This window comes from Novosphingobium resinovorum, from assembly GCF_036352595.1.
GTDB lineage: Bacteria > Pseudomonadota > Alphaproteobacteria > Sphingomonadales > Sphingomonadaceae > Novosphingobium > Novosphingobium resinovorum_B.
The window spans coordinates 300795-322143 of sequence record NZ_JAZFAX010000001.1; the positions used below are offsets into that span (position 1 = coordinate 300795).

The 21349-nt window shown below is 67.2% G+C and carries 20 protein-coding genes; 5 read left to right on the forward strand and 15 right to left on the reverse strand.

From position 1 onward, the window contains the following. Positions 1-27 precede the first annotated feature (27 nt). The gene (locus V2S85_RS01520; protein ID WP_008829460.1) at positions 28-684 is read left to right on the forward strand and encodes an alpha/beta hydrolase; all 657 of its coding nucleotides are present in this window, start codon (positions 28-30) and stop codon (positions 682-684) included. Between the two features lie 183 nt (positions 685-867). Here V2S85_RS01520 and V2S85_RS01525 read toward each other — a convergent pair whose 3' ends face one another. Further along, positions 868-1080, reverse strand: a complete 213-nt coding sequence (locus V2S85_RS01525; protein ID WP_330701110.1) for a hypothetical protein — start codon at positions 1078-1080, stop codon at positions 868-870. Positions 1081-1278: 198 nt separating this feature from the next. Between V2S85_RS01525 and V2S85_RS01530 the strand changes: the two genes are divergently transcribed. After that, the gene (locus tag V2S85_RS01530) at positions 1279-3114 is read left to right on the forward strand and encodes a DUF885 domain-containing protein (protein WP_330701111.1); all 1836 of its coding nucleotides are present in this window, start codon (positions 1279-1281) and stop codon (positions 3112-3114) included. Positions 3115-3252: 138 nt separating this feature from the next. Here V2S85_RS01530 and V2S85_RS01535 read toward each other — a convergent pair whose 3' ends face one another. Next, positions 3253-3606 (reverse strand): hypothetical protein, encoded by a 354-nt coding sequence (locus V2S85_RS01535; RefSeq protein ID WP_330701112.1) that lies wholly within the window; start codon positions 3604-3606, stop codon positions 3253-3255. 278 nt (positions 3607-3884) lie between these two features. Between V2S85_RS01535 and V2S85_RS01540 the strand changes: the two genes are divergently transcribed. Beyond that, a complete protein-coding gene (locus V2S85_RS01540) occupies positions 3885-4967 on the forward strand; it encodes a VacJ family lipoprotein (protein ID WP_330701113.1) in 1083 nt (360 codons plus the stop codon). A gap of 166 nt (positions 4968-5133) precedes the next feature. Here V2S85_RS01540 and lpdA read toward each other — a convergent pair whose 3' ends face one another. From lpdA to V2S85_RS01560, 4 genes are read right to left on the reverse strand one after another with little or no spacing between them, the layout of a single operon-like run. Next, complete coding sequence (lpdA, locus tag V2S85_RS01545) at positions 5134-6549, reverse strand: dihydrolipoyl dehydrogenase (protein WP_330701114.1); 1416 nt, start codon at positions 6547-6549, stop codon at positions 5134-5136. 2 nt (positions 6550-6551) lie between these two features. Next, positions 6552-6932 (reverse strand): acyl-CoA thioesterase, encoded by a 381-nt coding sequence (locus V2S85_RS01550; RefSeq protein ID WP_008832724.1) that lies wholly within the window; start codon positions 6930-6932, stop codon positions 6552-6554. 1 nt (position 6933) lies between these two features. Beyond that, positions 6934-7338 carry an acyl-CoA thioesterase gene (locus V2S85_RS01555; protein WP_330701115.1) on the reverse strand — a complete coding sequence of 135 codons (405 nt, stop codon included), beginning with the start codon at positions 7336-7338 and terminating at the stop codon, positions 6934-6936. A gap of 1 nt (position 7339) precedes the next feature. Next, entirely contained in the window at positions 7340-8653 is a 1314-nt protein-coding gene (locus tag V2S85_RS01560; RefSeq protein WP_330701116.1) for a pyruvate dehydrogenase complex dihydrolipoamide acetyltransferase, read from the reverse strand. A gap of 172 nt (positions 8654-8825) precedes the next feature. Between V2S85_RS01560 and V2S85_RS01565 the strand changes: the two genes are divergently transcribed. After that, positions 8826-9281 carry a universal stress protein gene (locus V2S85_RS01565; protein ID WP_008832727.1) on the forward strand — a complete coding sequence of 152 codons (456 nt, stop codon included), beginning with the start codon at positions 8826-8828 and terminating at the stop codon, positions 9279-9281. Between the two features lie 169 nt (positions 9282-9450). Here V2S85_RS01565 and rnr read toward each other — a convergent pair whose 3' ends face one another. From rnr to radA, 9 genes are all read right to left on the reverse strand, one after another. Continuing rightward, on the reverse strand, positions 9451-11781 hold the full coding sequence (gene rnr / locus V2S85_RS01570; protein ID WP_330701117.1) for a ribonuclease R: 2331 nt from the start codon (positions 11779-11781) through the stop codon (positions 9451-9453). A gap of 211 nt (positions 11782-11992) precedes the next feature. After that, positions 11993-12577, reverse strand: a complete 585-nt coding sequence (locus V2S85_RS01575; RefSeq protein WP_036523161.1) for a DUF805 domain-containing protein — start codon at positions 12575-12577, stop codon at positions 11993-11995. 34 nt (positions 12578-12611) lie between these two features. Continuing rightward, positions 12612-14159, reverse strand: a complete 1548-nt coding sequence (gene proS, locus V2S85_RS01580; RefSeq protein ID WP_330701118.1) for a proline--tRNA ligase — start codon at positions 14157-14159, stop codon at positions 12612-12614. Between the two features lie 177 nt (positions 14160-14336). Further along, positions 14337-14774: an NUDIX hydrolase gene (locus tag V2S85_RS01585; protein WP_330701119.1), complete on the reverse strand. Its 438-nt coding sequence runs from the start codon at positions 14772-14774 to the stop codon at positions 14337-14339. A gap of 22 nt (positions 14775-14796) precedes the next feature. Next, positions 14797-15357 (reverse strand): polyhydroxyalkanoate synthesis repressor PhaR, encoded by a 561-nt coding sequence (phaR, locus tag V2S85_RS01590; RefSeq protein ID WP_330701120.1) that lies wholly within the window; start codon positions 15355-15357, stop codon positions 14797-14799. Between the two features lie 105 nt (positions 15358-15462). Then, positions 15463-16524: an alanine racemase gene (gene alr, locus V2S85_RS01595; protein WP_330701381.1), complete on the reverse strand. Its 1062-nt coding sequence runs from the start codon at positions 16522-16524 to the stop codon at positions 15463-15465. Positions 16525-16552: 28 nt separating this feature from the next. Continuing rightward, complete coding sequence (locus V2S85_RS01600; RefSeq protein WP_330701121.1) at positions 16553-16972, reverse strand: iron-sulfur cluster assembly scaffold protein; 420 nt, start codon at positions 16970-16972, stop codon at positions 16553-16555. A 5-nt stretch (positions 16973-16977) separates the two neighbouring features. Further along, positions 16978-17505: a CvpA family protein gene (locus tag V2S85_RS01605; RefSeq protein ID WP_330701122.1), complete on the reverse strand. Its 528-nt coding sequence runs from the start codon at positions 17503-17505 to the stop codon at positions 16978-16980. Between the two features lie 12 nt (positions 17506-17517). Then, positions 17518-18900: a DNA repair protein RadA gene (gene radA, locus V2S85_RS01610; protein WP_330701123.1), complete on the reverse strand. Its 1383-nt coding sequence runs from the start codon at positions 18898-18900 to the stop codon at positions 17518-17520. A gap of 70 nt (positions 18901-18970) precedes the next feature. Here radA and V2S85_RS01615 point away from each other — a divergent pair, with 70 nt between their 5' ends. Continuing rightward, a complete protein-coding gene (locus V2S85_RS01615; protein WP_330701124.1) occupies positions 18971-21286 on the forward strand; it encodes a patatin-like protein in 2316 nt (771 codons plus the stop codon). Positions 21287-21349 lie beyond the last annotated feature (63 nt).

Sequence of the window (21349 nt, forward strand, 5' to 3'; positions counted from 1 at the left end):
TTTCAACAAGTCAGGCACCGCACACCCATGCCCGCAGTCATCTTCCCCGGTCCCGAAGGTCGTCTCGAAGGTCGTTTCCAGCCCGCCACGCGTCCGCGCGCGCCGGTGGCGATGATCCTCCACCCGCACCCGCAGGCGGGCGGCACGATGAACGACCGCATCACCCAGCACATGTACAAGACCTTCGTGGCCCGCGGCTTCGCGACGCTGCGCTTCAACTTCCGCGGCGTCGGCCGCAGCCAGGGCAGCTTCGACAACGGCATCGGCGAACTGTCGGATGCGGCGGCGGCGCTCGACTGGGTGCAGTCGATCCATCCCGAGGCTTCGACCACCTGGATCGCGGGCTATTCGTTCGGCGCGCTGATCGGCATGCAGCTGCTGATGCGCCGTCCGGAGATTCGCGGCTTCATCTCGGTGGCGCCGCCCGCGAACATGTACGACTTCTCGTTCCTCGCGCCCTGCCCGGCCTCGGGCATCATCATCCAGGGCACCGGTGATACGGTCGTCACGCCGAACGCGGTGCAGAAGCTGGTCGACAAGCTGCGCACGCAGAAGCACATCACCATCCACCACGACGAAATCCCGCGCGCGAACCACTTCTTCGAGCACGAGACGCCCGAACTGATGCGCTCGGTCGACAACTACCTCGACATGCGCCTGGCGCCGGATTGCCCGATCAAGTGATCGGCGTCGCCCGCGGTCTTTAAAGACCCTCAACATCCGACCTCGGATCGTCATTGCGAGCGAAGCGAAGCAACCCAGGGCAGCATTAGACTGCCCTGGGTTGCTTCGCTTCGCTCGCAATGACGAGGGGAGTTCAAGACTTGCCCACGGTCCCGGCATGCGCCGGGATGACGAGTCTCCCCGTTACTCCGGCGGCTGTTCCTTTTTCGCCTCGCCCGCCAGCGAGCGCCCCTCGCGATCGGGCAGGGTCCAGATCGCGATGTTGACGATCATCACCCCGGCCAGCACCAGCATCAGCCCGGCCTGCTTGCGATAGCCGCCGCGCCGCAGCAGCACGATCGCCCCGATCACCAGCGCGATGACCGTAAGCACGAGAAGCGAGAGCGCGATGTCCATGCGGCTCTCTTAACGCAAGACGGCGCGAAGGCGAACCGTGTCGAGAGGGGAAATGGCCCGCTTCGCTGTTTTCCTTCCACCCTTCTTCGTCACCCTGAACTCGTTTCAGGGTGACGGGGAGGCGGAAAGGAAACGCCTTATGCGAGAGCCACCCTCCCCCTGTTTGACACCCAGCGGCCCGCGCGCCATCGTTCGGGCATGCTCGACACCCGCCATTCGATGACCCGCCGCCGCGCGGTACACCTGCTCGCCGCCGGAACCGCCGCCTTCGCCCTCCCCTCGCGCGCGGCCGCAGTGGGGGTGTCCTCGCCGGGTGCCGCTTCACTGCTCGATTCCATCGCCTGGAGCCTGCTCGACCACGTGCCCGAAAGCGCCACCGGCCTCGGCGTCGATACCGGCGCCCATGTCGGTTTGCGCGCCCGGCTGGAGGATCGTTCTCAGGCCGGGCGCGATGCCTATGCCGCCACCTTGCGCAAGGGTCTCGCGCAAGTCGAGGCGTTCGACATGGCCGGCCTCGACCATGCCACCCGCACCAGCCTCGCGGTCGTGCGCAGCGCCTTCGCCACCGCGCTCGAAGGATTCGCGCTGCCTTATGGCGACGTCGCCGTCGGCGGCTGGCGCAATGCCCCTTACGTGGTGATCCAGAATGTCGGCGCCTATCTCGACGCGCCGCGCTTCCTCGATGCCGACCATCCGGTCCGCACCCCCGCCGACGCCGACGCATGGATCGCGCGCCTGTCTCAGCTCGGCGCCCAGCTCGACGGCGAGCGCGGCCGGATCGAGGCGGCCACCGCCATGGGCCTGGTCCCGCCCGATTTCCTGCTCGACCGCGCCATCGCGCAGATGACCAGCACCATCGCCGATGCCCGCCAGGACGGCGGCAGCCTCGTCGCCTCGATCGCCGGCCGCACCAAGCAGATGCAGGGCCAGTGGGCCGCCGACGCGACGCGCATCGTCGCCGGCGAGGTCGTTCCCGCGCTCCAGCGCCAGCTCGCCGAACTCCAGCGCCAGCGCGGCCTCGCCAAGGGCGATCCCGGCATGCGCGAGCGCCCGCACGGCGCCGCATACTACGCCTGGGCCCTGCGTGCGAGCACCACCACCCGCGTACCGCCGGAGGAGGTCCACCAGCGCGGGCTGCAGGAACTGGCCGAACTGCACGCGCGCATGGACCCGATCCTCAGGTCGCTGGGCTATACGCAAGGGACCGTCGGCGCGCGCATGACCGCGCTGGGCGAGGACAAGCGCTTCATGTTCCCCGAAGGCGACCCCGGCCGGGCCGAGATCCTCGCCTTCATCCAGAAACGCATCGACTGGATCCGAGGGCAGATGCCGCGCGCCTTCCGCGAGACGGTGCCCGGCAACGTCGAGGTGCGGCGCCTGCCGCTGTCCGAGGAGCCGGGCGCGCCCACCGCTTACGGCGGCGCGGGGTCGAAGGACGGCACGGTGCCGGGCAAGATGTGGATCAACTTGCGCTCCACCGACCTCCACCGCAAGTATGACCTGCCCACGCTGGTCCATCACGAGGCGATCCCCGGCCACGTCTGGCAGGGCGAATATGCCAACCGCCTGCCGCTGGTCCGCTCGATCCTGGCGTTCAACGCCTATTCCGAAGGCTGGGCGCTCTACGGCGAGCAACTGGCCGACGAACTGGGCGCTTATGACGCGGACCCGGTCGGGCGCCTCGGTTACCTGCAGTCGCTGGCGTTCCGCGCCTGCCGCATGGTGGTGGACACCGGCCTGCACGCCAAGGGCTGGACCCGCGAGGAGGCGGTGCGCTTCTTCATGGAGAAGAACGGCAACAAGCGCGAGGAAGTGGTGAACGAGGTGGACCGCTACTGCTCATGGCCGGGGCAGGCCTGCGGCTACAAGATGGGCCATTCGCAGATCGTGGCGCAGAGGAAGCGCGCCGAGGCGGCGCTGGGCGCGGCCTATGACTTGCGCGATTTCGACCAGGCGGTCGTCGACGGCGGCAACGTCCCGCTCGACGTGCTGGCGCAGAACGTGGGCGAATATATCGCGGGGAAGAGGGGTTAGGCAGGCGTCATCCCGGGCTTGACCCGGGACCGTGGGCTGTCTTTAGACACCTGCTTATCGGCAAGGCGGCCCGGCGAGAACCTTCGCCTCAAGATTTGCCCACGGTCCCGGGCATGGCCCGGGATGACGCTGTCCCCGTCAGCCCTTGCCGAACAGGCCCTTGGCCATGCCGGTCAGGTCGTCGATCACGCTGCCGTCGCCGTCCTTGTCGAAGAAGCTGGCAGCCTTGCCGGGATCGGCGGCGATGGCGCTGGCGAACTGGGTCAGCGAACCCTCCCCGCCGATCTGCGCGATGATCTGCTGGATGGTGCCGACGTCGAGACCGCTACGCTCGGAGGCGAGCTGCGCGGTGTCGCCGTCCTGCTGGTGGGCGATGCCGAGCGCCGCGATCGCCTTTTCCGCCACCGCCGGATCGAGACCCAGCTTCGTCGCGAGATTGCCGATGTCCGCGTGCTCGCTGACCTGGCCGAGAATGCCGTCGAAAAGTCCCATGTGCCTCACTCCGTTGATGGACGATATCAATATGGGGCCGCAACGTGACGAACGGAAGGCTCGAAATGGCCTCGCCGCACATCTGCTCCCTGCGTCCCGCACCCCGCTCGTCCGACCGCCTTCGCGGATCGACGGAACGCACGGCGTGCGATTGACGAATAGGGCAGCGGGCCCTAGCGCGTGAATATACCCATGAGTATGGTTGGGGGCAGCCTTAACTTGGGGTATCCCGATTGCAGCGGGCGCGTTCGACGTGGCCGCCCGACAAGGACCAATGCATGAGCCTTACGGCCGCCGCAGTAGCGGTGATGATAAGCGCGGCAGCCCCCGAAGCCGGAATTCCGGCGACGAGCGAGGCCACCGTCTCCCCCCTCCCCGCGCCCGAGGTCCAGACCGGCGGGGCGCAGGTAGGCGCCGCTGCGACATCGATGGCGCCTGCCGACGCCGCCGCGCCGGCACCGCAGACGGCCACGGACCCGGCCGCCGCCGCTCCCGCTGCCGCCGATCCCACTGCGACCGCTCCGGCGCAGGACGGGGCGGACATCATCGTCATGCCGCGCAAGCCCCCGCCGCCGGGCGATCCGCTCGAACGGATCAACGAGCAGTCGTTCAAGGCCGTCCAGGCGGTCGACAAGGCCGTGCTCGAACCGATGGCGAAGGTCTACAACAAGGGCCTGCCGCGTCCGGTGCGCCAGGGCCTGCGCAACTTCTTCTCGAACCTGAACGAGCCGGTGGTGTTCGTCGCCTACCTGCTCGAACTCAAGCCGGGCAAGGCGTTCGAGACCGCCGGGCGCTTCGTCATCAACACCACGATCGGCGCGGCGGGTTTCATCGACATGGCCAAGCGCAAGCCGTTCAACCTGCCCTATCGCCCCAATGGCCTGGCCGACGTGCTGGGCTATTATGGGGTGGGGCCGGGTCCGTACTTCTACGCGCCGATCATCGGCCCGACCACGCTGCGCGACGTGATCGGCGATACCGTGGACAAGATGCTCCTGCCCGCCGTGGTCGGCTCGCCGTTCAACAAGCCCGAAGTGGTGATCCCCTCAGCGATCCTGAGCCAGCTTGGCGAGCGCGCCGCGTTCGACGACGAGATCCGCCGCATCCGCGAGGAAGACAACCCGTACGCCGCCTATCGCGAACTCTACCTCAAGCAGCGCAAGGCCGAGATCGACGCGCTCCACGGCCGGGTGAGCGAGAACGTGGTGCCGGTCTATGGCCCCGACATGAAGACGGCAGGCGACAAGGCGGCGGAGAAGGCCGAGGAGATCGCCAAGGAGCCGGCGGCGAGCCCGGCGCCTGCGGCAACGCCTGCCGAACCTGCCGCATCACCTTCCGAGCCTGCGCCAGCGACGCCCTGATTTAATTCCGTCAACCGCGAGCGAAACGAAGCGACCCAGGGCAGCACTACGTTGCCCTGGGTTGCTTCGCTTCGCTCGCGGGCGAAGAGGGAGGCCTACGAAAAAGGGCGGCTCCTTGCGGGGCCGCCCTCTTCGTTTGCGCGCCGGGCGCAATCAGATGCCGCGATCAGATGTGGATCGCGCGGCCGTAGGCGGCGAGGGTCGCCTCGTGCATCGTCTCCGAGATCGTCGGATGCGGGAACACGGTGTTCATCAGTTCCGCCTCAGTGGTCTCCAGCGTCTTGCCGACGACGTAGCCCTGAATCATCTCGGTCACTTCCGCGCCGATCATGTGGGCCCCCAGCAATTCGCCGGTCTTGGCGTCGAACACGGTCTTCACGAAGCCCTCGGGCTCGCCCAGCGCGATCGCCTTGCCGTTGCCGATGAACGGGAAAGTGCCGGCCTTGACCTCGTAACCCTCTTCCTTGGCCTTGGCTTCCGTCAGGCCGACCGAGGCGATCTGCGGGTGGCAGTAGGTGCAACCCGGGATGTTGCGGCGGTCCAGAGCGTGCGGGTGCACTTCCTTGTTGCCCAGTTCCTTGGCGATCGATTCGGCGGTGGTGACGCCTTCATGGCTGGCCTTGTGGGCAAGCCACGGACCCTTCACGCAGTCGCCGATCGCCCAGACGCCCGGGACGTTGGTGCGGCCATAGTCGTCCACCTTGACGAAGAACTTCTCGTCCGGTTCGATCTTGAGTTCTTGCAGGCCGATGTTCTCGACGTTCGGGACGATGCCGATGGCGACGATGACGTGGCTGAATTCCTGCGTCTCTTCCTTGCCGCCCTTGGGCGTGATCTTGACCGAGACGCCCTTGTCCGAAGCCTTGACGTCGCTCGCCTTGGCGCCGGTAAGGATCTTCATCCCCTGCTTGACCAGCGCCTTTTCGAGGAAGGCCGAGACGTCCTTGTCCTCGACCGGTACGATGCGGTCCATCATCTCCACGACCGTCACGTCGACGCCCATGTCGTTGTAGAAGCTGGCGAACTCGATGCCGATCGCGCCCGAGCCGAGGACCAGCAGCTTCGTCGGCATTTCCTTGGGCGTCATCGCATGGCGGTAGGTCCAGATGCGGTTGCCGTCCGACTTGGCGCCGGGCAGTTCACGCGCACGGGCGCCGGTGGCGATGATGATGTGCTTGGCCGAGAGGGTTTCCGAACCCTTGTCCCCGGTCACTTCCAGCTTGCCCGGAGCCACCAGCTTGCCGGTGCCCATGTGGACGGTGATCTTGTTCTTCTTCATCAGGTGCGTGACGCCCTGATTGAGCTGCTTGGCCACGCCGCGCGAGCGCTTGACGATCGCGTCGAGGTCGGCGGTGATGTTCTCCGCCGCGAGGCCATAGTCCTTGGCGTGCTTCATGTGGTGCAGGATCTCGGCCGAGCGCAGCAGCGCCTTGGTCGGGATGCAGCCCCAGTTGAGGCAGATGCCGCCGAGCAGTTCGCGCTCGACGATGGCGGTCTTGAGGCCAAGCTGCGCGCTGCGGATCGCCGCGACATAGCCGCCGGGGCCGGAACCGAGAACGATGACGTCGTAAGAATCAGCCACTCTTAACTCTCCTGTTCGATCGCGCGGGGGCGGCCCGCGTCGTCGATTGCGACGAAGGTGAAGACCGCTTCGGTCACCTTCACCTGTTCTTCTTCATGCCGGTGGCGCCGCCAGGCCTCGATGCCGATAGTCATCGAGGAGCGGCCCACTTTCCTGAGTTCACCGTAGACGCTGACTTCGTCGCCCACCTTGACCGGCTTGTGGAACTGCATGCCGTCCATCGCGATGGTGACGGCGCGGCCATGCGAGTGGCGCGCGGCGATCAGCCCTGCGCCCATGTCCATCAGGCTCATCAGCCAGCCGCCGAAGATGTCGCCATAAGCATTGGCATCGGCGGGCATCGCGGTGATGCGGATGACGGGTTCGCGGTATTCTTCCGCCATGTCAGACGATCTCCGAAGTCGCGGCAATGGCCCTGGGGCGGTCGTTCTCATCGAGCGTCACGAATGTGAACAGCCCGGTGGCGACTTCGACCTGATGCTCGCTCGCCCGCGCCCGGCCAAAGCCGCGCGTCGCGATCGTCATCGAAGTGCGCCCCGTCCTCTGCACGCTCGCATAGACGTTGAGTTCGTCGCCCACCAGCATGACGCCGGGAAAGGTGAAGTCGGTCGCCCCCACCACGACGGCCTTGTGCCCGGTGCGGCGGGTGACCAGCGAGGCGGCGCCCAAGGCGAGCTGGCTCATCAGCCAGCCCCCGAAAACGCCGCCATAGGGGTTGAGGTCGGTGGGCATCGCGGTGACGCGGATGACCAGCTCACCACTCTCATGTCCCCCGGCCTCGAACTCCATATCAGGCGATCATGCTCAGCGGGTTCTCGACGAACTCGCGGAACGCGGCCATCAGGCGCGCGCCGTCGGCGCCGTCAACGGCACGATGATCGAAGCTGCCCGTTGCACTCATAACCGTCGCCACTCCCAGCGACCCGTCTGGCATGACCCAGGGGCGCTTGTCGCCTGCCCCAATGGCGAGGATGGTCGATTGCGGCGGGTTGATGACGGCCGAGAACGACTTGATGCCCATCATGCCCATGTTCGAGATCGAGGCGGTGCCGCCCTGGTACTCGTCGGGCTTGAGCTTGCCTTCCTTGGCGCGGCTCGCGAGATCCTTGGTCGCCTTGGCGATGGCCGAGAACGACTTTTCGTTGGCGGCGGTGACGATCGGGGTGATGAGGCCGCCCGGGATCGACACGGCGACCGAAATGTCGGCGCGCTCGTACTTGATGAGTTCGTTGCCCGCGAACGTCACGTTGCACTCCGGCACCGCGACCAGCGCCATGCCGAGCGCCTTGACCAGCATGTCGTTGACCGAGACCTTCACGCCCTGCTTCTCCAGCGTGGCGTTGATCTGCGAGCGCAGTTCCAGCAGCTTGTCGAGCTGAACGTCGACGCTGAGGTAGATGTGCGGCGCTTCCTGCTTCGACTGGGCGAGGCGGCGGGCGATGGTCTTGCGCATGCCCGAAAGCTTCTCGACCGAGTGCGGCACGCGGGCATCGAGCAGCGCGCGGGTCTCGTCGGCCATCTCGACCGAAGAGGTCGCGGCGGCGGCGGGAGCAGTGGCCGGGGCCGAAGCTGCGGGCGCCGGAGCGGCCTTCTTGGCGGTGCCGCCCTGTGCGGCCTCGACGTCGGCCTTGACGATGCGGCCGTTCGGGCCCGAGCCGGTGACGCCCGAGAGGTCCACGCCCTTGGCGTCGGCGATGCGCTTGGCGAGCGGGGTGGCGACGACGCGGTCACCCGAAGCGGCGGCCTTGGGGGCGGCTGCCGGAGCGGGCTTGGTTTCAGCCTTGGCTTCAGTCTTCGGAGCCTCTTCCTTGGCTGCGGCCTTCGGGGCCTCCTTGGGTGCGTCGATCGCCGAGGCGTCCTCGCCCTCTTCGACCAGCACGGCGATGACGGTGCCGACCTTGACGCCTTCGGTGCCCTCGGCGACGCTGATCTTGCCGATCACGCCTTCATCGACGGCTTCGAATTCCATGGTCGCCTTGTCGGTCTCGATCTCGGCCATGATGTCGCCGGAGGAGACGGTATCGCCTTCCTTGACCAGCCATTTGGCCAGTTTGCCCTCTTCCATGGTGGGGGACAGGGCGGGCATCTTGATCTCGATGGGCATGGAAACTGTACGTTCCTTATTGTCCGTAGGGAGGCCGCTTTCGGGCGCTGGCCCCCTCCTTGGACGGCTTGAGCGTTGCGTTCAAGAACCTTGCAGTTTCTTTTTTCGCAACAGTGGTGGCTTGTCTTGCAGGCTTCGCGTATCGATAAGCCGGTTGGAGAGGGAACCACCCATGCGCATCTACCTGGTGATCGTCGACGAGAGCGAGGAAGCGCTCGTCGCCCTGCAGTTCGCGGCCCGCCGCGCGGCCAAGACCGACGGTGCGCTGCACCTTCTGGCGCTCGTCCCGCCGCAGCCCTTCAACGCCTTCGCCGGGGTTCAGGCGACCATCGAGGAAGAGGCCCGCGCCCGCGCCGAGACGCTGGTGACGGCGGCGGCGGGAAACCTTTTGTCGCAAGGCGCAAAGATGCCGGTCATCTCCGTTCACATGGGAGAAGACATCAAGATCGTGCGCAAATATCTGGAGGAGCATCCCGAGGTTTCGGCGCTGGTGCTGGGCGCGGCGAAGGAAGGCGGACCCGGCGCTCTGGTCGCGCACTTCACCGGGCCGGGCATGGCGCATATGACCTGTCCGGTGTTCGTGGTCCCCGGCGGGCTCGATGCCGAGGCGATCGAACGGTTGAGCTGAGCGGCACTGGGCGGCATCTAACGGCACTCAAGGGTGCCACAAACGGTCCATTGCCCCACATAACCTCGTCATTGCGAGCGTAGCGAAGCAATCCAGTGCGGTTTGCTCTTCCCTGGATTGCTTCGCTACGCTCGCAATGACGATGAGGGGCTGGATCGAGTGCGGGGCGTTACCGCTTGCCCCGCCCCTGATGCCGGATGTTCTTCGGCCGCCCGCGCTGGCCGACGAAGTGCTTGCCCTTGTGCTTGAGCGCCGGAGCATTCCCGCGCGGCTCGATCCGGCCGCCGCCGTCGGGCAGCTCATACTTGAGCGCGCCAGTCAGCGCATTGGCCTCCGCCAGTCGCAGCTTGAGGATCTGGCCGATCGAGAAGACGGTGCCCGTCTCGTCGCCGACCAGCACTTTGGCTTTCTCATCGAACGTGAATCGCTCGTCCCCCAGCGTCGAGACCGGGACCAAGCCGTCGCCGCCGAGGCCGACGATGGTGGCGAAGAAGCCGAACTTCTGGACGCCGGTGATGCGGGTGTCGAACACTTCCCCCACACGGCTCGCCAGCCAGGCGGCGACGTAGCGGTCGATCGTCTCGCGCTCGGCCTCCATGGCGCGGCGCTCGGTCTGGCTGATCGCGTCGCTGACGCGGCCGAGGTCTTCGCGGTCACGCTCCGACAGCCCTGACAGCGCCGGAATGTCGGCCTTGGGCCTGGGCTGCTCCAGCCCATAGGCATCGACCAGCGCGCGGTGCACCAGAAGGTCGGCATAGCGCCGGATCGGCGAGGTGAAGTGCGCGTAGGACGCCAGCGCCAGCCCGAAGTGCCCGGCATTGGCGGGGCCGTAATAGGCCTGCGTCTGGCTGCGCAGGACCGCTTCCATGATGAGCGCCTTCTCGGTCTCGTCGGTCACGTCCTTGAGCATACGGTTGAACAGGCTGGGCGTGATGACCTGCCCCATCGCCAGCTTCTTGCCGAACGTCGCGAGGTAGTCCTTGAGCGCCATCAGCTTCTCGCGGCTCGGCGTCTCGTGGATGCGGTAGACGACGGGCGCGGTCTTGGCCTCCAGCGCCTTGGCGGCGGCGACGTTCGCAGCGATCATGAAGTCCTCGACGACGCGGTGCGCGTCGAGCCGCTCGCGGATCGCGATCTCGGTGATGCGGCCCTTCTCGTCCAGCTTGACGCGGCGTTCGGGCAGTTCGAGTTCCAGCGGATCGCGATTGCTGCGCGCGGTAGCGAGCGCCTTCCATGCGGCCCACAAGTTTGTCAGGTGCTCCTGAGCCCGGCCCTCGTCGATGCGCGCCTGCGCTTCTTCATAGGCGATGACTTCGTCGATCCGCACGATTGCGCGGGTGAAGCGCCAGTCGGTGATCTTGCCCTCGGCGTCGATCTTCATGTGGCAGGCCATCGCCGCGCGGTCCTCGCCCGAGCGCAGCGAACAGACGTCGGCGCTGAGCACCTCGGGCAGCATCGGCACGACGCGGTCGGGGAAGTAGACCGAGTTGCCGCGCCGACGCGCCTCGCGGTCGATCTGGCCGCCCGGGCGCACGTAGAACGACACGTCGGCGATGGCGACGAGCGCGTCGAAGCCGCCCTGCCCGTCCGGGGCCGCCCAGATCGCGTCGTCATGATCGCGCGCGTCGGAGGGATCGATGGCGACGATCGGCAGGTGCCGCAGGTCTTCGCGGTGCTCGGCGCTGAGCGGCAGCTTGGCCGAAACCTGCGCCTCTTCCAGCACTTCCTCGATAAAGTGGTTGGGAATGCCGTGCTTATGGATGGCGATCAGGCTGAACGACTTGGGCGCCAGCGGTTCGCCGAGCACTTCGGTCACCTTGACCGAAGGCCGTGCCGAACGGCCGATCGGCACGCCCAGCACCAGCTCGCCCGCCTTCGCCTCGCCAAGATCGGAGATCGGCGAGGAATTGCGGATGCGCTTGTCGACCGGGGCCAGCCAGGGCTTGCCGCCGCCGTCGATCTCGACGACGCCGAGGATCTGGTCGGCGCGCAGTTCCAGCTTCTTCATCGGGAAGGCGCGCCAGCCGGTAGCGCTTTCCTCGGTGCGCGACAGCACGCGGTCGCCCTTGCGCAGCGCCGAACCGCGCCCCTTCTCGATGAGGCGAATGCGCGGCGGCGGGGTGGCGTCATCGGGCTGCCAGGTATCGGGGACGGCGATCGCCTCGCCCTCGTCGATGTCGATCACGCGCAGGACGGTGACCTTGGGCAGCCCGCCCATCTTGTGGAAGGCAGTGCGCTTGCCGTCGATCAGGCCCTCTTCGGCCATGTCCTTGAGCAGCGCCTTGAGCTGGATCTTCTCATTGCCCTTGAGGCCGAAGTGGCGCGAGATTTCGCGCTTGCCCGCAGGCTCCGTCGCGTTCTGGATGAAGTCGAGGATCTGCTTGCGGGTGGGCAGTCCCGGCGTGGGGCGATCCTTTGCCGAGCGATCCTTGACCGGACGGTTGGCGGTGAGCCGAGTGCCTGAGGTTCGGTTATTGGCGGGGCGGTTGTTTGCGGGCATTCCTCGCAGATGCCCCCTGCAGCCGTGCAATGCAATCTCGCAGGCGCGAATTGCCCCCGGAAGCAAGGCCGTCTTGTGTGATCGCTCGTCTCATCCCCCTATTTCGTCATTGCGAGCGGAGCGAAGCAACCCAGGGCGGTTTGCTTTGCCCTGGATTGCTTCGCTCCGCTCGCAATGACGAAAAGTGGGAGGCAATGACGAACTGTGGGCCTTAGATGTGATCGGGCTCCGCGCCGTAACGGTTGGCGCCGTCGCTCGAGGGCCAGACGCCGAATACGATGATGAGCAGCAGCGGCACATAGCCGAGCATGCCGTTCATCATCACGCTGGCCTGCGCCTCCTGCAGCTTCACCATGTCGCCGCTCTGGGCGATGATCATCATCTCGGCGACCTTGTCGACCGAAGCGACCGCCATGCCCAGCGCCGCGAACTGGATCAGCGCCGTCAGCCCGGCGATCCAGCCCGGCTTGTCGGAATCGTGCAGCCGCCGCGTGAACGAGGCGACCAGCAGACCGGTCAGCACGAGTGTGCTGGCGACGGAAGCCCAGACCGAAGTGCGCATCATCCCCGAAAGGCGGCTGAACATGCGCTTCTGCATCTCGGCTTCGCTCAGCCCCTGCTTCGCAGCCTCGAACACGTCGGCCATCATCGGTGCCGTCATCACCATCGAGATCACGATGGAAATCACGATCTGGATGATCGCCAGGAACAGGAAATAGAACCAGAAGGCCGAGCGACCCTCGCGTCCCTTGAAGTTGGTCAGGTTCGCGAGGTTGTATTTAATCGCTGCGATCATCCGGAGCCCCCGTGTGAAATCAGTAAGACCCCATTCAGTAGGATCGGGCGACGTATATCTTCTCCACGGCGCCACGTCCCGTGAAAATGCAGTTACCGGTCGCGGGTTCGGCGCCCAGCGGCGTATTGCGCATGGTGAGCTTAAGGCCCTTCAGCTTCTGGACCACGGCTTCGAGTTCATCGCCGGTCGGGCGTGCCCATTCGACTTCGACCCAGCCCGGATAGCGCTTGTCCTCGGCGAAGAACGCCGCGAGTTCCTCGAAGCTGGATGCCTTCGAGATGTTCGCATCGCGCCTGGCCTTGGCTTCGGCGTGGAGCGAGGCCTGGATGTCCTCGATCTCGGCCGAAGCGCGGGCCACGAATTCGTCCTTGGCGAGGCCGACGAAGTTCGCCTTGCCGGTATCGGTCCACAGCTTGTCGCGGCGCAGCATCGAGACCTGACCGCCCGCCGCATCGCGCCCGCCGATCTCGAGGATCAGCGGCACGCCTTTCTTGACCCAGGCCCAGCGCTTCTGCGTGGCCTTGCCGGGGCGCTTGTCGAGCAGCACGCGCACGCTTTCGCCAAGGGCCGACTGGCCGACGAGGGCCTTGCGCAGTTCCTCGCAGTAGGCGAGCAGCGCGTCGTCCTCGGGCGTGTCGCGCAGCATCGGCAGGATGACGATCTGGTGCGGCGCCACGGCGGGCGGCACGCGCAGGCCGTCGTCGTCGCCGTGCGTCATGATGAGGCCGCCGATCATGCGGGTCGAGGTGCCCCAGCTGGTCGTGTGGGCATACTGCTGCGTGCCCTCGCGATCCTGGAAGGTGATTCCGGCAGCATGGGCGAAGCCGGTGCCGAGGTAGTGCGAAGTGCCCGCCTGCAGCGCCTTGCCGTCCTGCATCATCGCCTCGATCGAATACGTCGCGACGGCGCCGGGGAAGCGCTCGTTCTCGGGCTTTTCACCGGCGATGACGGGCATCGCCAGCTCGGTCTCGGCGAAGTCGCGGTACATTTCGAGCGCGCGCAGCGTCTCGGCCATCGCATCGTCGCGGTCGGCGTGAGCGGTGTGGCCCTCCTGCCAGAGGAACTCGCTGGTGCGCAGGAACATGCGGGTGCGCATTTCCCAGCGCACCACGTTGGCCCACTGGTTGACCATCAGCGGCAGGTCGCGCCAGGACTGGACCCAGCGCGCCATGGCCTGGCCGATCACCGTCTCCGAGGTGGGGCGCACGATCAGCGGCTCTTCCAGCTTCGCCTCGGGATCGGGCACGAGGCCGCCCTTGCCGTCACCGACGAGGCGGTGATGGGTGACGACCGCCATCTCCTTGGCGAAGCCCTCGACGTGCTCGGCTTCCTTGGCGAAGTAGGAGAGCGGGATGAACAGCGGGAAGTAGCAGTTCTGCACGCCCGCCGCCTTGATGCGGTCGTCCATCAGGCGCTGGATGCGTTCCCACACGCCGTAGCCCCACGGCTTGATGACCATGCAGCCGCGCACGCCCGATTCCTCGGCCATCTCGGCTTCTGAGACGACTTCCTGATACCACTGGGCGAAATCGTCTTCGCGCTTGGTGGAGAGGGCGTGGCGGATCGCGGTCTTCTGATTCATGGCGCGCCTGTTAGCGGGACTTGGCGCAAGGTTCAAATATTCGTGCACCCGTCATCCCGGCGTATGCCGGGACCGTGGGCCGTCTTTAGGGGCGGCCTCACGCCGGGGCACGTTGACGACAGCTATCGCCTCAAGATTTGCCCACGGTCCCGGCATACGCCGGGATGACGTGATATCTCAAAGCATCTCGGCGAGATCTTCCGGAAAATACGGTTCCTCCAGCGCGGCCAATGCCGCGCGGTCGAACCAGCGCCAGCTGCGCATCACCGAGCGTTCCAGTTCGGTGTGGCCGCCGGTGTCGATCGCCTCGGGATCGGCGCCCTCAGGCGTACGTACGCGGAAATAGCGCTCGTCGGCCGTCACCGGCACGCCTTCGATGGTGATGAAATCGGCGATCCGCTGCGCCACTTGCGGCCCCGGCTCTGCAACGAAGCCGGTTTCCTCCAGCAGCTCGCGCCTTGCCGCATCCTCGTAGCTTTCGCCGGGATCGACCGCCCCGCCCGGCGTGCACCAGAACGGCGCACGGTCGGGCGGGTCGAAGCGGAACAGCAGCACGCGCTCAGCCGGATCGAGCAGGATGATGCGCGCGGCAGGGCGAGCGACGCGGGAGGTCATCACTTCGCCCTCTCAGTGCGCTTTACTTGCCCAGCGCGTCGAGGCGCTTCTGGATTTCGGCCATCTGGTCGCGCAGGGCCGAGAGATCGCCGTTGCCTTCGGCCGGCGGCGCCTTGGTTTCCGGCTGCTTTTCCGCGCCCGGCATGAACGCGGCTGAAGCGGCGCGGAACATCGCCATGTTCTGCTCGGCCAGCTTGGCGAGGGGATTGTTGCCCAGGCTGTCCTCGAACGCCTTGGCGAGCTTGGACTGGTTGGCGCGGAAGTTCTCCATCGAGGCTTCCAGGTAGTGCGGGATCAGCGACTGCATCTGGTTGCCGTACATGCTGATGAGTTCGCGCAGGAAGTTGACGGGAAGCATCTGCTCGCCGTTCGATTCCTCTTCCATGATGATCTGGGTGAGGATCGTGTGCGTGATGTCGGTGCCGGTCTTGGCATCGAGAACCTTGTAGTCGACGCCTTCGCGGGTCATCTTGGCGAGGTGATCGAGCGTGATATAGCTCGACGAACGGGTGTTGTAGAGCCGCCGGTTCGCGTATTTCTTGATGATTACGGTGTTGTCGTCGCCAGGCGCCGTATCAGCCATATCCAGTCCCCATTTGCGGATGGCTAGGTTACCATTCCGGAATGTCGCATTGCAACACAAATTGCTGCGCAGCAAAAGAGGAAATCGCGCGAATTTCCGCGATTATCAACGATTGAAGCGGCGGCCGAGCAGGGTCAGCAACTCGTATTGCGAAAGGCCGGTCGCGGCCGCGGCCTGCGGCAGGGCGTATTGCGCGGTGATCCAGTCGCCCTCGCCGATCCCCGGTGCATGCGTCAGATCGACCACGGTGAGGTCCATGCTGACGCGGCCCAGCACGGGCAGTTCGTGGCCGCCGGCGGTGAAGCGCCCCTTGCCGGACCAGCAGCGCAAGTAGCCGTCGGCATAGCCCAGCGCGATCGTGCCTACGCGCATCGCCGTAGGTGCGGTGAACGTGGCGTTGTAGCCGATGGTCTCGCCCGGAGCCACGCTTCGCACCTGCAGAACGGCGGCCTGCGGGCGGGCGACCTGCCGCAGCGCCTCCGCCATCTCCGCGCGCGGCACGCCGCCGTACAGCGCGATGCCCGGCCGCGTGAGGTCGCCGTGATAGGCCTCGCCCAGCGCGATTCCGCCACTGTTGGCAAGGCTCGCGCGGGCATGGGGCACCGTGAGACGGGCCTGCTGCCAGCGTGCGCGCTGGATTTCGTTGAGCGCGATGTCCTCTTCGGCGGCGACGAGGTGCGAGAGCAGCAGGTCCACCTCGAGCCCGGCCAGCGCCGGGTCTCCCAACTGGTCGAGGCTCACGCCCAGCCGGTTCATCCCGGTATCGACCATGAGATCGCAGCGCCCTCCCCCCGCATCGCGCCAGCGCGCCGCCTGTTCGAGCGAGTTGATGACCGGCTTGATGCCGTGGGCGCGGGCATAGGCCGCGTCGGCACCGGTCAGCGGCCCGTGCAGCACCGAGAGCGCGGCGGTCCCGGCGAGGTCCAGCACTTCGGCCGCCTCGGACCAGTGCGCCACGAAGAAGTCCCGGCAGCCGGCCTCGCGCAGCAACGGCACCACCCTGCGCGCGCCGAGCCCATAGGCGTCCGCCTTGACCGCCGCCCCGGCGCGGGCCGCTCCGGACATGCGGTCGAGCGCGCGCCAGTTGGCCTGCAGCGCATCGCCGTCGAGATCGAGGCGCAGGGCGCGAGGCGGAAGGGAATGCGGAGTCGGGTCTTCGAAGGGCATCGTCACGCCGCCGCCCATAGCCGCGCGATCAGGCGAGGGACAGTGCCTGTACCGCCGCGTCCCACGGCAGCATGACCGCGCCGTGCCGCGCCGGATAGGCTTGCGCGGCGGCGATCGCCGCGAAGCCCGGCCACGCCGGCAGCGCGCCCTCGCCCGCCAGCCAGGCCGCGACGGCACCGTGCGTCCGGGCGATCCGCGCGGCATCGACACCGACGGCGCCCACCGCGAAGATCGCGGCCGAAGCCTGCCCGATGGCGCAGGCATGGCTGCGCAGCCCGACCCGCGAGATTGCGCCGTCTCGGTCGATCTCGAGGCCCAGCGCCAGCGTACTGCCGCAACTGCGCGAGCGCGCCTCGCCGCGCAAGAGCATGCCATCCACCAGCGGGAAGCGGGCGAGGTCGATCGCCAGCGCCAGCACCTCGGGCGTGTAGAGTACGGCCGTGGACATCGCTGCTACTCGGCCTCGCGCGCGGCCTCGGCGGCGCGCGCCTCGGCCCGGCGCTCGGCGATCAGTTGCACCAGCGCCTCGCTGCTGGCGTTGACGAAGGGATACGTGCGCGCCTGGGTGATCCAGTCCGGCCGGCCGCCGACGCCCCAGATCGTGTCGTAGCCCAGCACCACCACCGAAAAGGCGAGGACAATGATGATGACGCCCTTCACCGCGCCGAAGCCCAGCCCCAGCACCCGGTCGATCGGCCCGAGCAGCGATGCGCGGCTTTTCGCCCCGGCCCACCGGGCCACCAGCTTCACGACCATGAAGGGAATGCCCAGCAGGAGCGCGAAGGCGAGCACCCCCGCCGCCGATTCCGACCCCATGTGGGCCGAGAGCCATTCGGTGGCGGGCGTATGGAACAGCCGGATCGCGAAGATGGCGAAGACCCAGGCCGCCAGGGCCAGGATTTCGTGCACGAATCCGCGAATGAAGCCGGTCACGGCGCCCAGGCCGACGATGAGCAGTACGGCGATGTCGAAGCCAGTCATAGACCCGCTGGATTAGGCATCGGACAGGATGCGGTCAACGAGGTTGGGCAGCATCGTCAATCCGGTGAACGTCAGGCCCTTTTCGGGAGCCCCTCTTTCTGACGATTGCCCATTGGCCGGGCCGAACGCCTTGGCGAAGCCCAGCTTGGCCGATTCGCGCTGGCGGATCGAGCCATGCGCCACCGGGCGAATCTCCCCCGCCAGCGAGACTTCGCCGAACCACACCGCATCGGTGGAGAGCGGCTTGTCCCCCAGCGCCGAAACCAGCGCCGCCGCCACCGCGAGGTCCGCCGCCGGATCGCCCAGCCGGTAGCCGCCCGCCACGTTGAGATAGACCTCGCAGTTCGAGAAGCTGAGCCCGCAGCGCGCCTCCAGCACCGCCAGCAGCATCGCCATGCGCCCCGAATCCCAGCCCACGACCGCGCGGCGCGGTGTCGCGCCGCTCTGCAGCCGCACGATCAGGGCCTGCACCTCGACCAGAACGGGCCGCGTGCCTTCCATCGCCGGGAACACCGCGCTGCCCGCCATCGGCTCGTCGCGCCCGGACAGGAACAGCATCGAGGGGTTGCCGACTTCGGCGAGGCCCGAGCCCTCCATCGAGAACACGCCGATCTCGTCCACCGGGCCGAAGCGGTTCTTGATCGAGCGCAGGATGCGGTACTGGTGGCTGCGCTCGCCCTCGAAGCTCATCACCACGTCGACCATGTGCTCCAGCACGCGGGGGCCGGCGATGCTGCCGTCCTTGGTGACGTGGCCGACGAGCACCAGCGTCACGTCGTTTTCCTTGGCGTAGCGGATCAGTTCGAAGGCGCAGCCGCGCACCTGGCTGACGGTTCCGGGCGCCCCCTCGATCTGGTCCGAATGCATCGTCTGGATCGAATCGATCACCAGCAGCGAAGGCTTGTCCATCATCCCCAGCGTGGTCAGGATATCGCGCACCGAAGTCGCCGCCGCCAGCTGGATCGGCGCCTTCGACAGCCCGAGCCGCTCTGCCCGCAGGCGCACCTGCCCCGCCGCTTCCTCGCCGCTGACGTAGACGGAGAGCCCGCCCTGATTGGCGACGTTGGCGGAAACCTGCAGCAGCAGCGTGGACTTGCCGATCCCCGGATCGCCGCCCATCAGGATCGCCGAGCCCGGCACGAGGCCGCCGCCGAGAGCCCTGTCGAACTCGGAAATGCCGCTCGTCTGGCGCTTGGGAATTTCGCCCGGCGCGTCGAGCGGCGTAAACAGGATGGGCCGGCCGCCCGAAGACAAGTCGTGCCTTGCCGAGAACACCGTCTGCGGCGCCTCTTCCGCCAGCGTGTTCCACTCGCCGCAATCGGCGCATTGCCCTTGCCAGCGGGTAGCGACGCCCCCGCAGGCCTGGCAGACATATCGACGTTTCGGTTTCGCCATGCCGCCCGCGTAAACGGAACGTAATGAGAACGCAATTGCCAATCCTGTAACCCTGCGTAAGAGTACGGGAATGCAGCAAAAAGAACTGCGGATCGCTCTGGTCTGTTACGGCGGCGTCAGCCTTGCCGTCTATATGCACGGGGTCACCAAGGAGCTGTGGAAAGCCCTGCAGGCGAGCCGTGCCCACGCGGCGCAGGAACCTGCGCCCGAAGGCAGCGCAGCGGTCTATCTCGACCTGCTCCGGCGCCTGGAAAGCAGCGGAAACCTGCGGCTGCGCGTGCTGGCCGACATCGCCGCCGGGGCGAGCGCGGGGGGCATCAACTCGCTGTTCCTCGCCCAGGCGATCCATTCGGGACAATCGCTGGAGCCGCTCACCGACCTCTGGCTGGAAACCGCCGACGTCGACGTGCTGCTCGATCCCGAGGCGCGGCCGTGGTCGAAGGCGGCGAAGTTCTGGGCGAGCCCGCTGGTCACCTACCTGCTCCACCGCCCCGGCAACGCCGTCAGCGAGAGCGTCGCCCCCGAGACTCGTGCTGAAGTGCGCGAGAAGCTGTCGCGCCTCGTACGCTCGCGCTGGTTCGAGCCGCCGTTCAGCGGCATCGGCTTTTCGCGCCTGCTGCACCGCGCGCTGACGGCGATGGCGGCAACCCCCGCCGGACCGCCGCTGCTGCCCGAGCATCACCCGCTCGACGTCTTCCTGACCTCGACCGACTTCAAGGGCCATCTGGAAACGCTGCGCCTCCATTCGCCGCAAATGGTGCTGGAGAGCGAGCATCGGCTGACCTTCGGCTTCCACGTCAAGGCGGGGCGCGAGGGCGCATCGCTGGCGCCGGTGCCCGAACTGGTCATGGCCGCGCGCGCCTCGGCCAGCTTCCCCGGCGCCTTCCCGCCCCTGCAGATCGGCGAGATCGATCGCCTGGTCGACGAGGAGAGCGAGGACTGGCCGACGCGAGATGCCTTCCTCGCGCGGATCATGCCGGAGCACGCGCGGCGCGGCGATCTCGATTGCGTCTCGCTGATCGACGGGGCGGTGCTGGTCAACGCGCCCTTCGCCGATGCCATGGGCGTGCTCAACGACCGCCCCGCCGCGCGCGAGGTGGACCGGCGCTTCGTCTACGTCGATCCCACCCCCGACCACCTCGGCGCGGAACTGCGGCGCGATGCCAGCCTCCCGGGGTTCTTCTCGGTGATCTTCGGCTCGCTCTCGGCAATCCCGCGCGAGCAGCCGATCCGCGACAACCTCGAGGCGCTGGAGACCCGCTCGCGCGAGATGGCGGCGCTGCGCGAGATCGTGCTGGCGTTGCGCCCGGAGATCGAGGAGACGGTCGAGCGCCTGTTCGGCCACACTTTCTTCCTCGACCGGCCGACGCCAAGGCGGCTCGCCGTGTGGCGCGCGAAGGCGCAGGGCGCGGCGTTCGAACAGGCCGGGTTCGCCTATCACGGCTATGCGCAGGTCAAGTTCAGCGGGATCACCGCGATGATGGCGCGCATGGTGCTGGAAGCCGCGCCCGAACTTGACCTGCCCTCGCCCGAGCCGATCCGGCGGCGGCTGATCGCGCACCTTGCGGCACATGGCCTCGACCGCGCCCAGGCACTGCGCGAGGCGGATACGCCGGCGATGGTCGATTTCTTCCGCAGCCACGACCTCGCCTTCCGCGTGCGCCGCCTGCGGCTGCTGGCGCGGCGGGTGACGCAGGAGTGGGAAGCCGAGCCCGACGTCACCGAGCAGGACCGCGACGCCGCGCGCACCGCGATCTACGCGGCGCTGGCGCTCTACATCGACCGCGAGCCGCTGGCGGCGCTGGGCGAGGACTTCCCGGCGCTGGCGCGCGCGTTCTTCGAGGATCCGCAAGCCGCGATAGACCACTTCGCATCGGCGCGGGGCCTGCTGGCGGCAGACACGGCGGTGGACGAGATCCTGACCGACGCGCTTGCCGCCATGCCGCAGGCGCTGCGGCGGCGGGTGCTCCTGGCCTATCTGGGGTTCCCCTTCTACGACACCGTCACCCTGCCGCTGCTGCGCGGCGAGGGGCTGACGGAGTTCGATCCGGTGCTGGTCGATCGCATCTCGCCCGAGGACTGCCACGCGATCCGCGACGGGCTGCGCGAGGAGACCTTGCGCGGCAAGGAGTTCTTCAACTTCGGCGCCTTCTTCAGCCGGGGGTATCGCGAGAACGACTACCTCTGGGGCCGGCTCCACGGGGCGGAGCGGATGATGGACCTCATCGCCTCCACCCTGTCGGCCGAGCACGCGATCAGCGCGCCCGAACTGCTGGGCTTCAAGCGGCGCGCGTTCCTGGCGATACTGGATGAGGAGAAGCAGCGGTTGAAAGCCGACCCGGGGCTGCTGCGCAGAATCCGGCGCGAAGTTCTGGCGGGGAAATAGGTATCCCAAGTTTCGTCATTGCGAGCGTAGCGAAGCAATCCAGGGCGGCTTGAAACTGCCCTG

What these genes read in the sequence shown, in the direction of transcription:
- phaR (WP_330701120.1), bottom strand. Translation starts at nt 15,357, where the DNA reads ATGGCTGATACGGCGCCTGGCGACGACAACACCGTAATCATCAAGAAA.
- radA (WP_330701123.1), bottom strand. Translation starts at nt 18,900, where the DNA reads ATGGCGAAACCGAAACGTCGATATGTCTGCCAGGCCTGCGGGGGCGTC.
- V2S85_RS01555 (WP_330701115.1), bottom strand. Translation starts at nt 7,338, where the DNA reads ATGGAGTTCGAGGCCGGGGGACATGAGAGTGGTGAGCTGGTCATCCGC.
- alr (WP_330701381.1), bottom strand. Translation starts at nt 16,524, where the DNA reads ATGCCCTTCGAAGACCCGACTCCGCATTCCCTTCCGCCTCGCGCCCTG.
- V2S85_RS01520 (WP_008829460.1), top strand. Translation starts at nt 28, where the DNA reads ATGCCCGCAGTCATCTTCCCCGGTCCCGAAGGTCGTCTCGAAGGTCGT.
- rnr (WP_330701117.1), bottom strand. Translation starts at nt 11,781, where the DNA reads ATGCCCGCAAACAACCGCCCCGCCAATAACCGAACCTCAGGCACTCGG.
- V2S85_RS01605 (WP_330701122.1), bottom strand. Translation starts at nt 17,505, where the DNA reads ATGACTGGCTTCGACATCGCCGTACTGCTCATCGTCGGCCTGGGCGCC.
- V2S85_RS01600 (WP_330701121.1), bottom strand. Translation starts at nt 16,972, where the DNA reads ATGTCCACGGCCGTACTCTACACGCCCGAGGTGCTGGCGCTGGCGATC.
- V2S85_RS01525 (WP_330701110.1), bottom strand. Translation starts at nt 1,080, where the DNA reads ATGGACATCGCGCTCTCGCTTCTCGTGCTTACGGTCATCGCGCTGGTG.
- V2S85_RS01550 (WP_008832724.1), bottom strand. Translation starts at nt 6,932, where the DNA reads ATGGCGGAAGAATACCGCGAACCCGTCATCCGCATCACCGCGATGCCC.
- V2S85_RS01585 (WP_330701119.1), bottom strand. Translation starts at nt 14,774, where the DNA reads ATGACCTCCCGCGTCGCTCGCCCTGCCGCGCGCATCATCCTGCTCGAT.
- V2S85_RS01535 (WP_330701112.1), bottom strand. Translation starts at nt 3,606, where the DNA reads ATGGGACTTTTCGACGGCATTCTCGGCCAGGTCAGCGAGCACGCGGAC.
- V2S85_RS01560 (WP_330701116.1), bottom strand. Translation starts at nt 8,653, where the DNA reads ATGCCCATCGAGATCAAGATGCCCGCCCTGTCCCCCACCATGGAAGAG.
- V2S85_RS01540 (WP_330701113.1), top strand. Translation starts at nt 3,885, where the DNA reads ATGAGCCTTACGGCCGCCGCAGTAGCGGTGATGATAAGCGCGGCAGCC.
- V2S85_RS01530 (WP_330701111.1), top strand. Translation starts at nt 1,279, where the DNA reads ATGCTCGACACCCGCCATTCGATGACCCGCCGCCGCGCGGTACACCTG.
- V2S85_RS01615 (WP_330701124.1), top strand. Translation starts at nt 18,971, where the DNA reads ATGCAGCAAAAAGAACTGCGGATCGCTCTGGTCTGTTACGGCGGCGTC.
- V2S85_RS01575 (WP_036523161.1), bottom strand. Translation starts at nt 12,577, where the DNA reads ATGATCGCAGCGATTAAATACAACCTCGCGAACCTGACCAACTTCAAG.
- V2S85_RS01565 (WP_008832727.1), top strand. Translation starts at nt 8,826, where the DNA reads ATGCGCATCTACCTGGTGATCGTCGACGAGAGCGAGGAAGCGCTCGTC.
- proS (WP_330701118.1), bottom strand. Translation starts at nt 14,159, where the DNA reads ATGAATCAGAAGACCGCGATCCGCCACGCCCTCTCCACCAAGCGCGAA.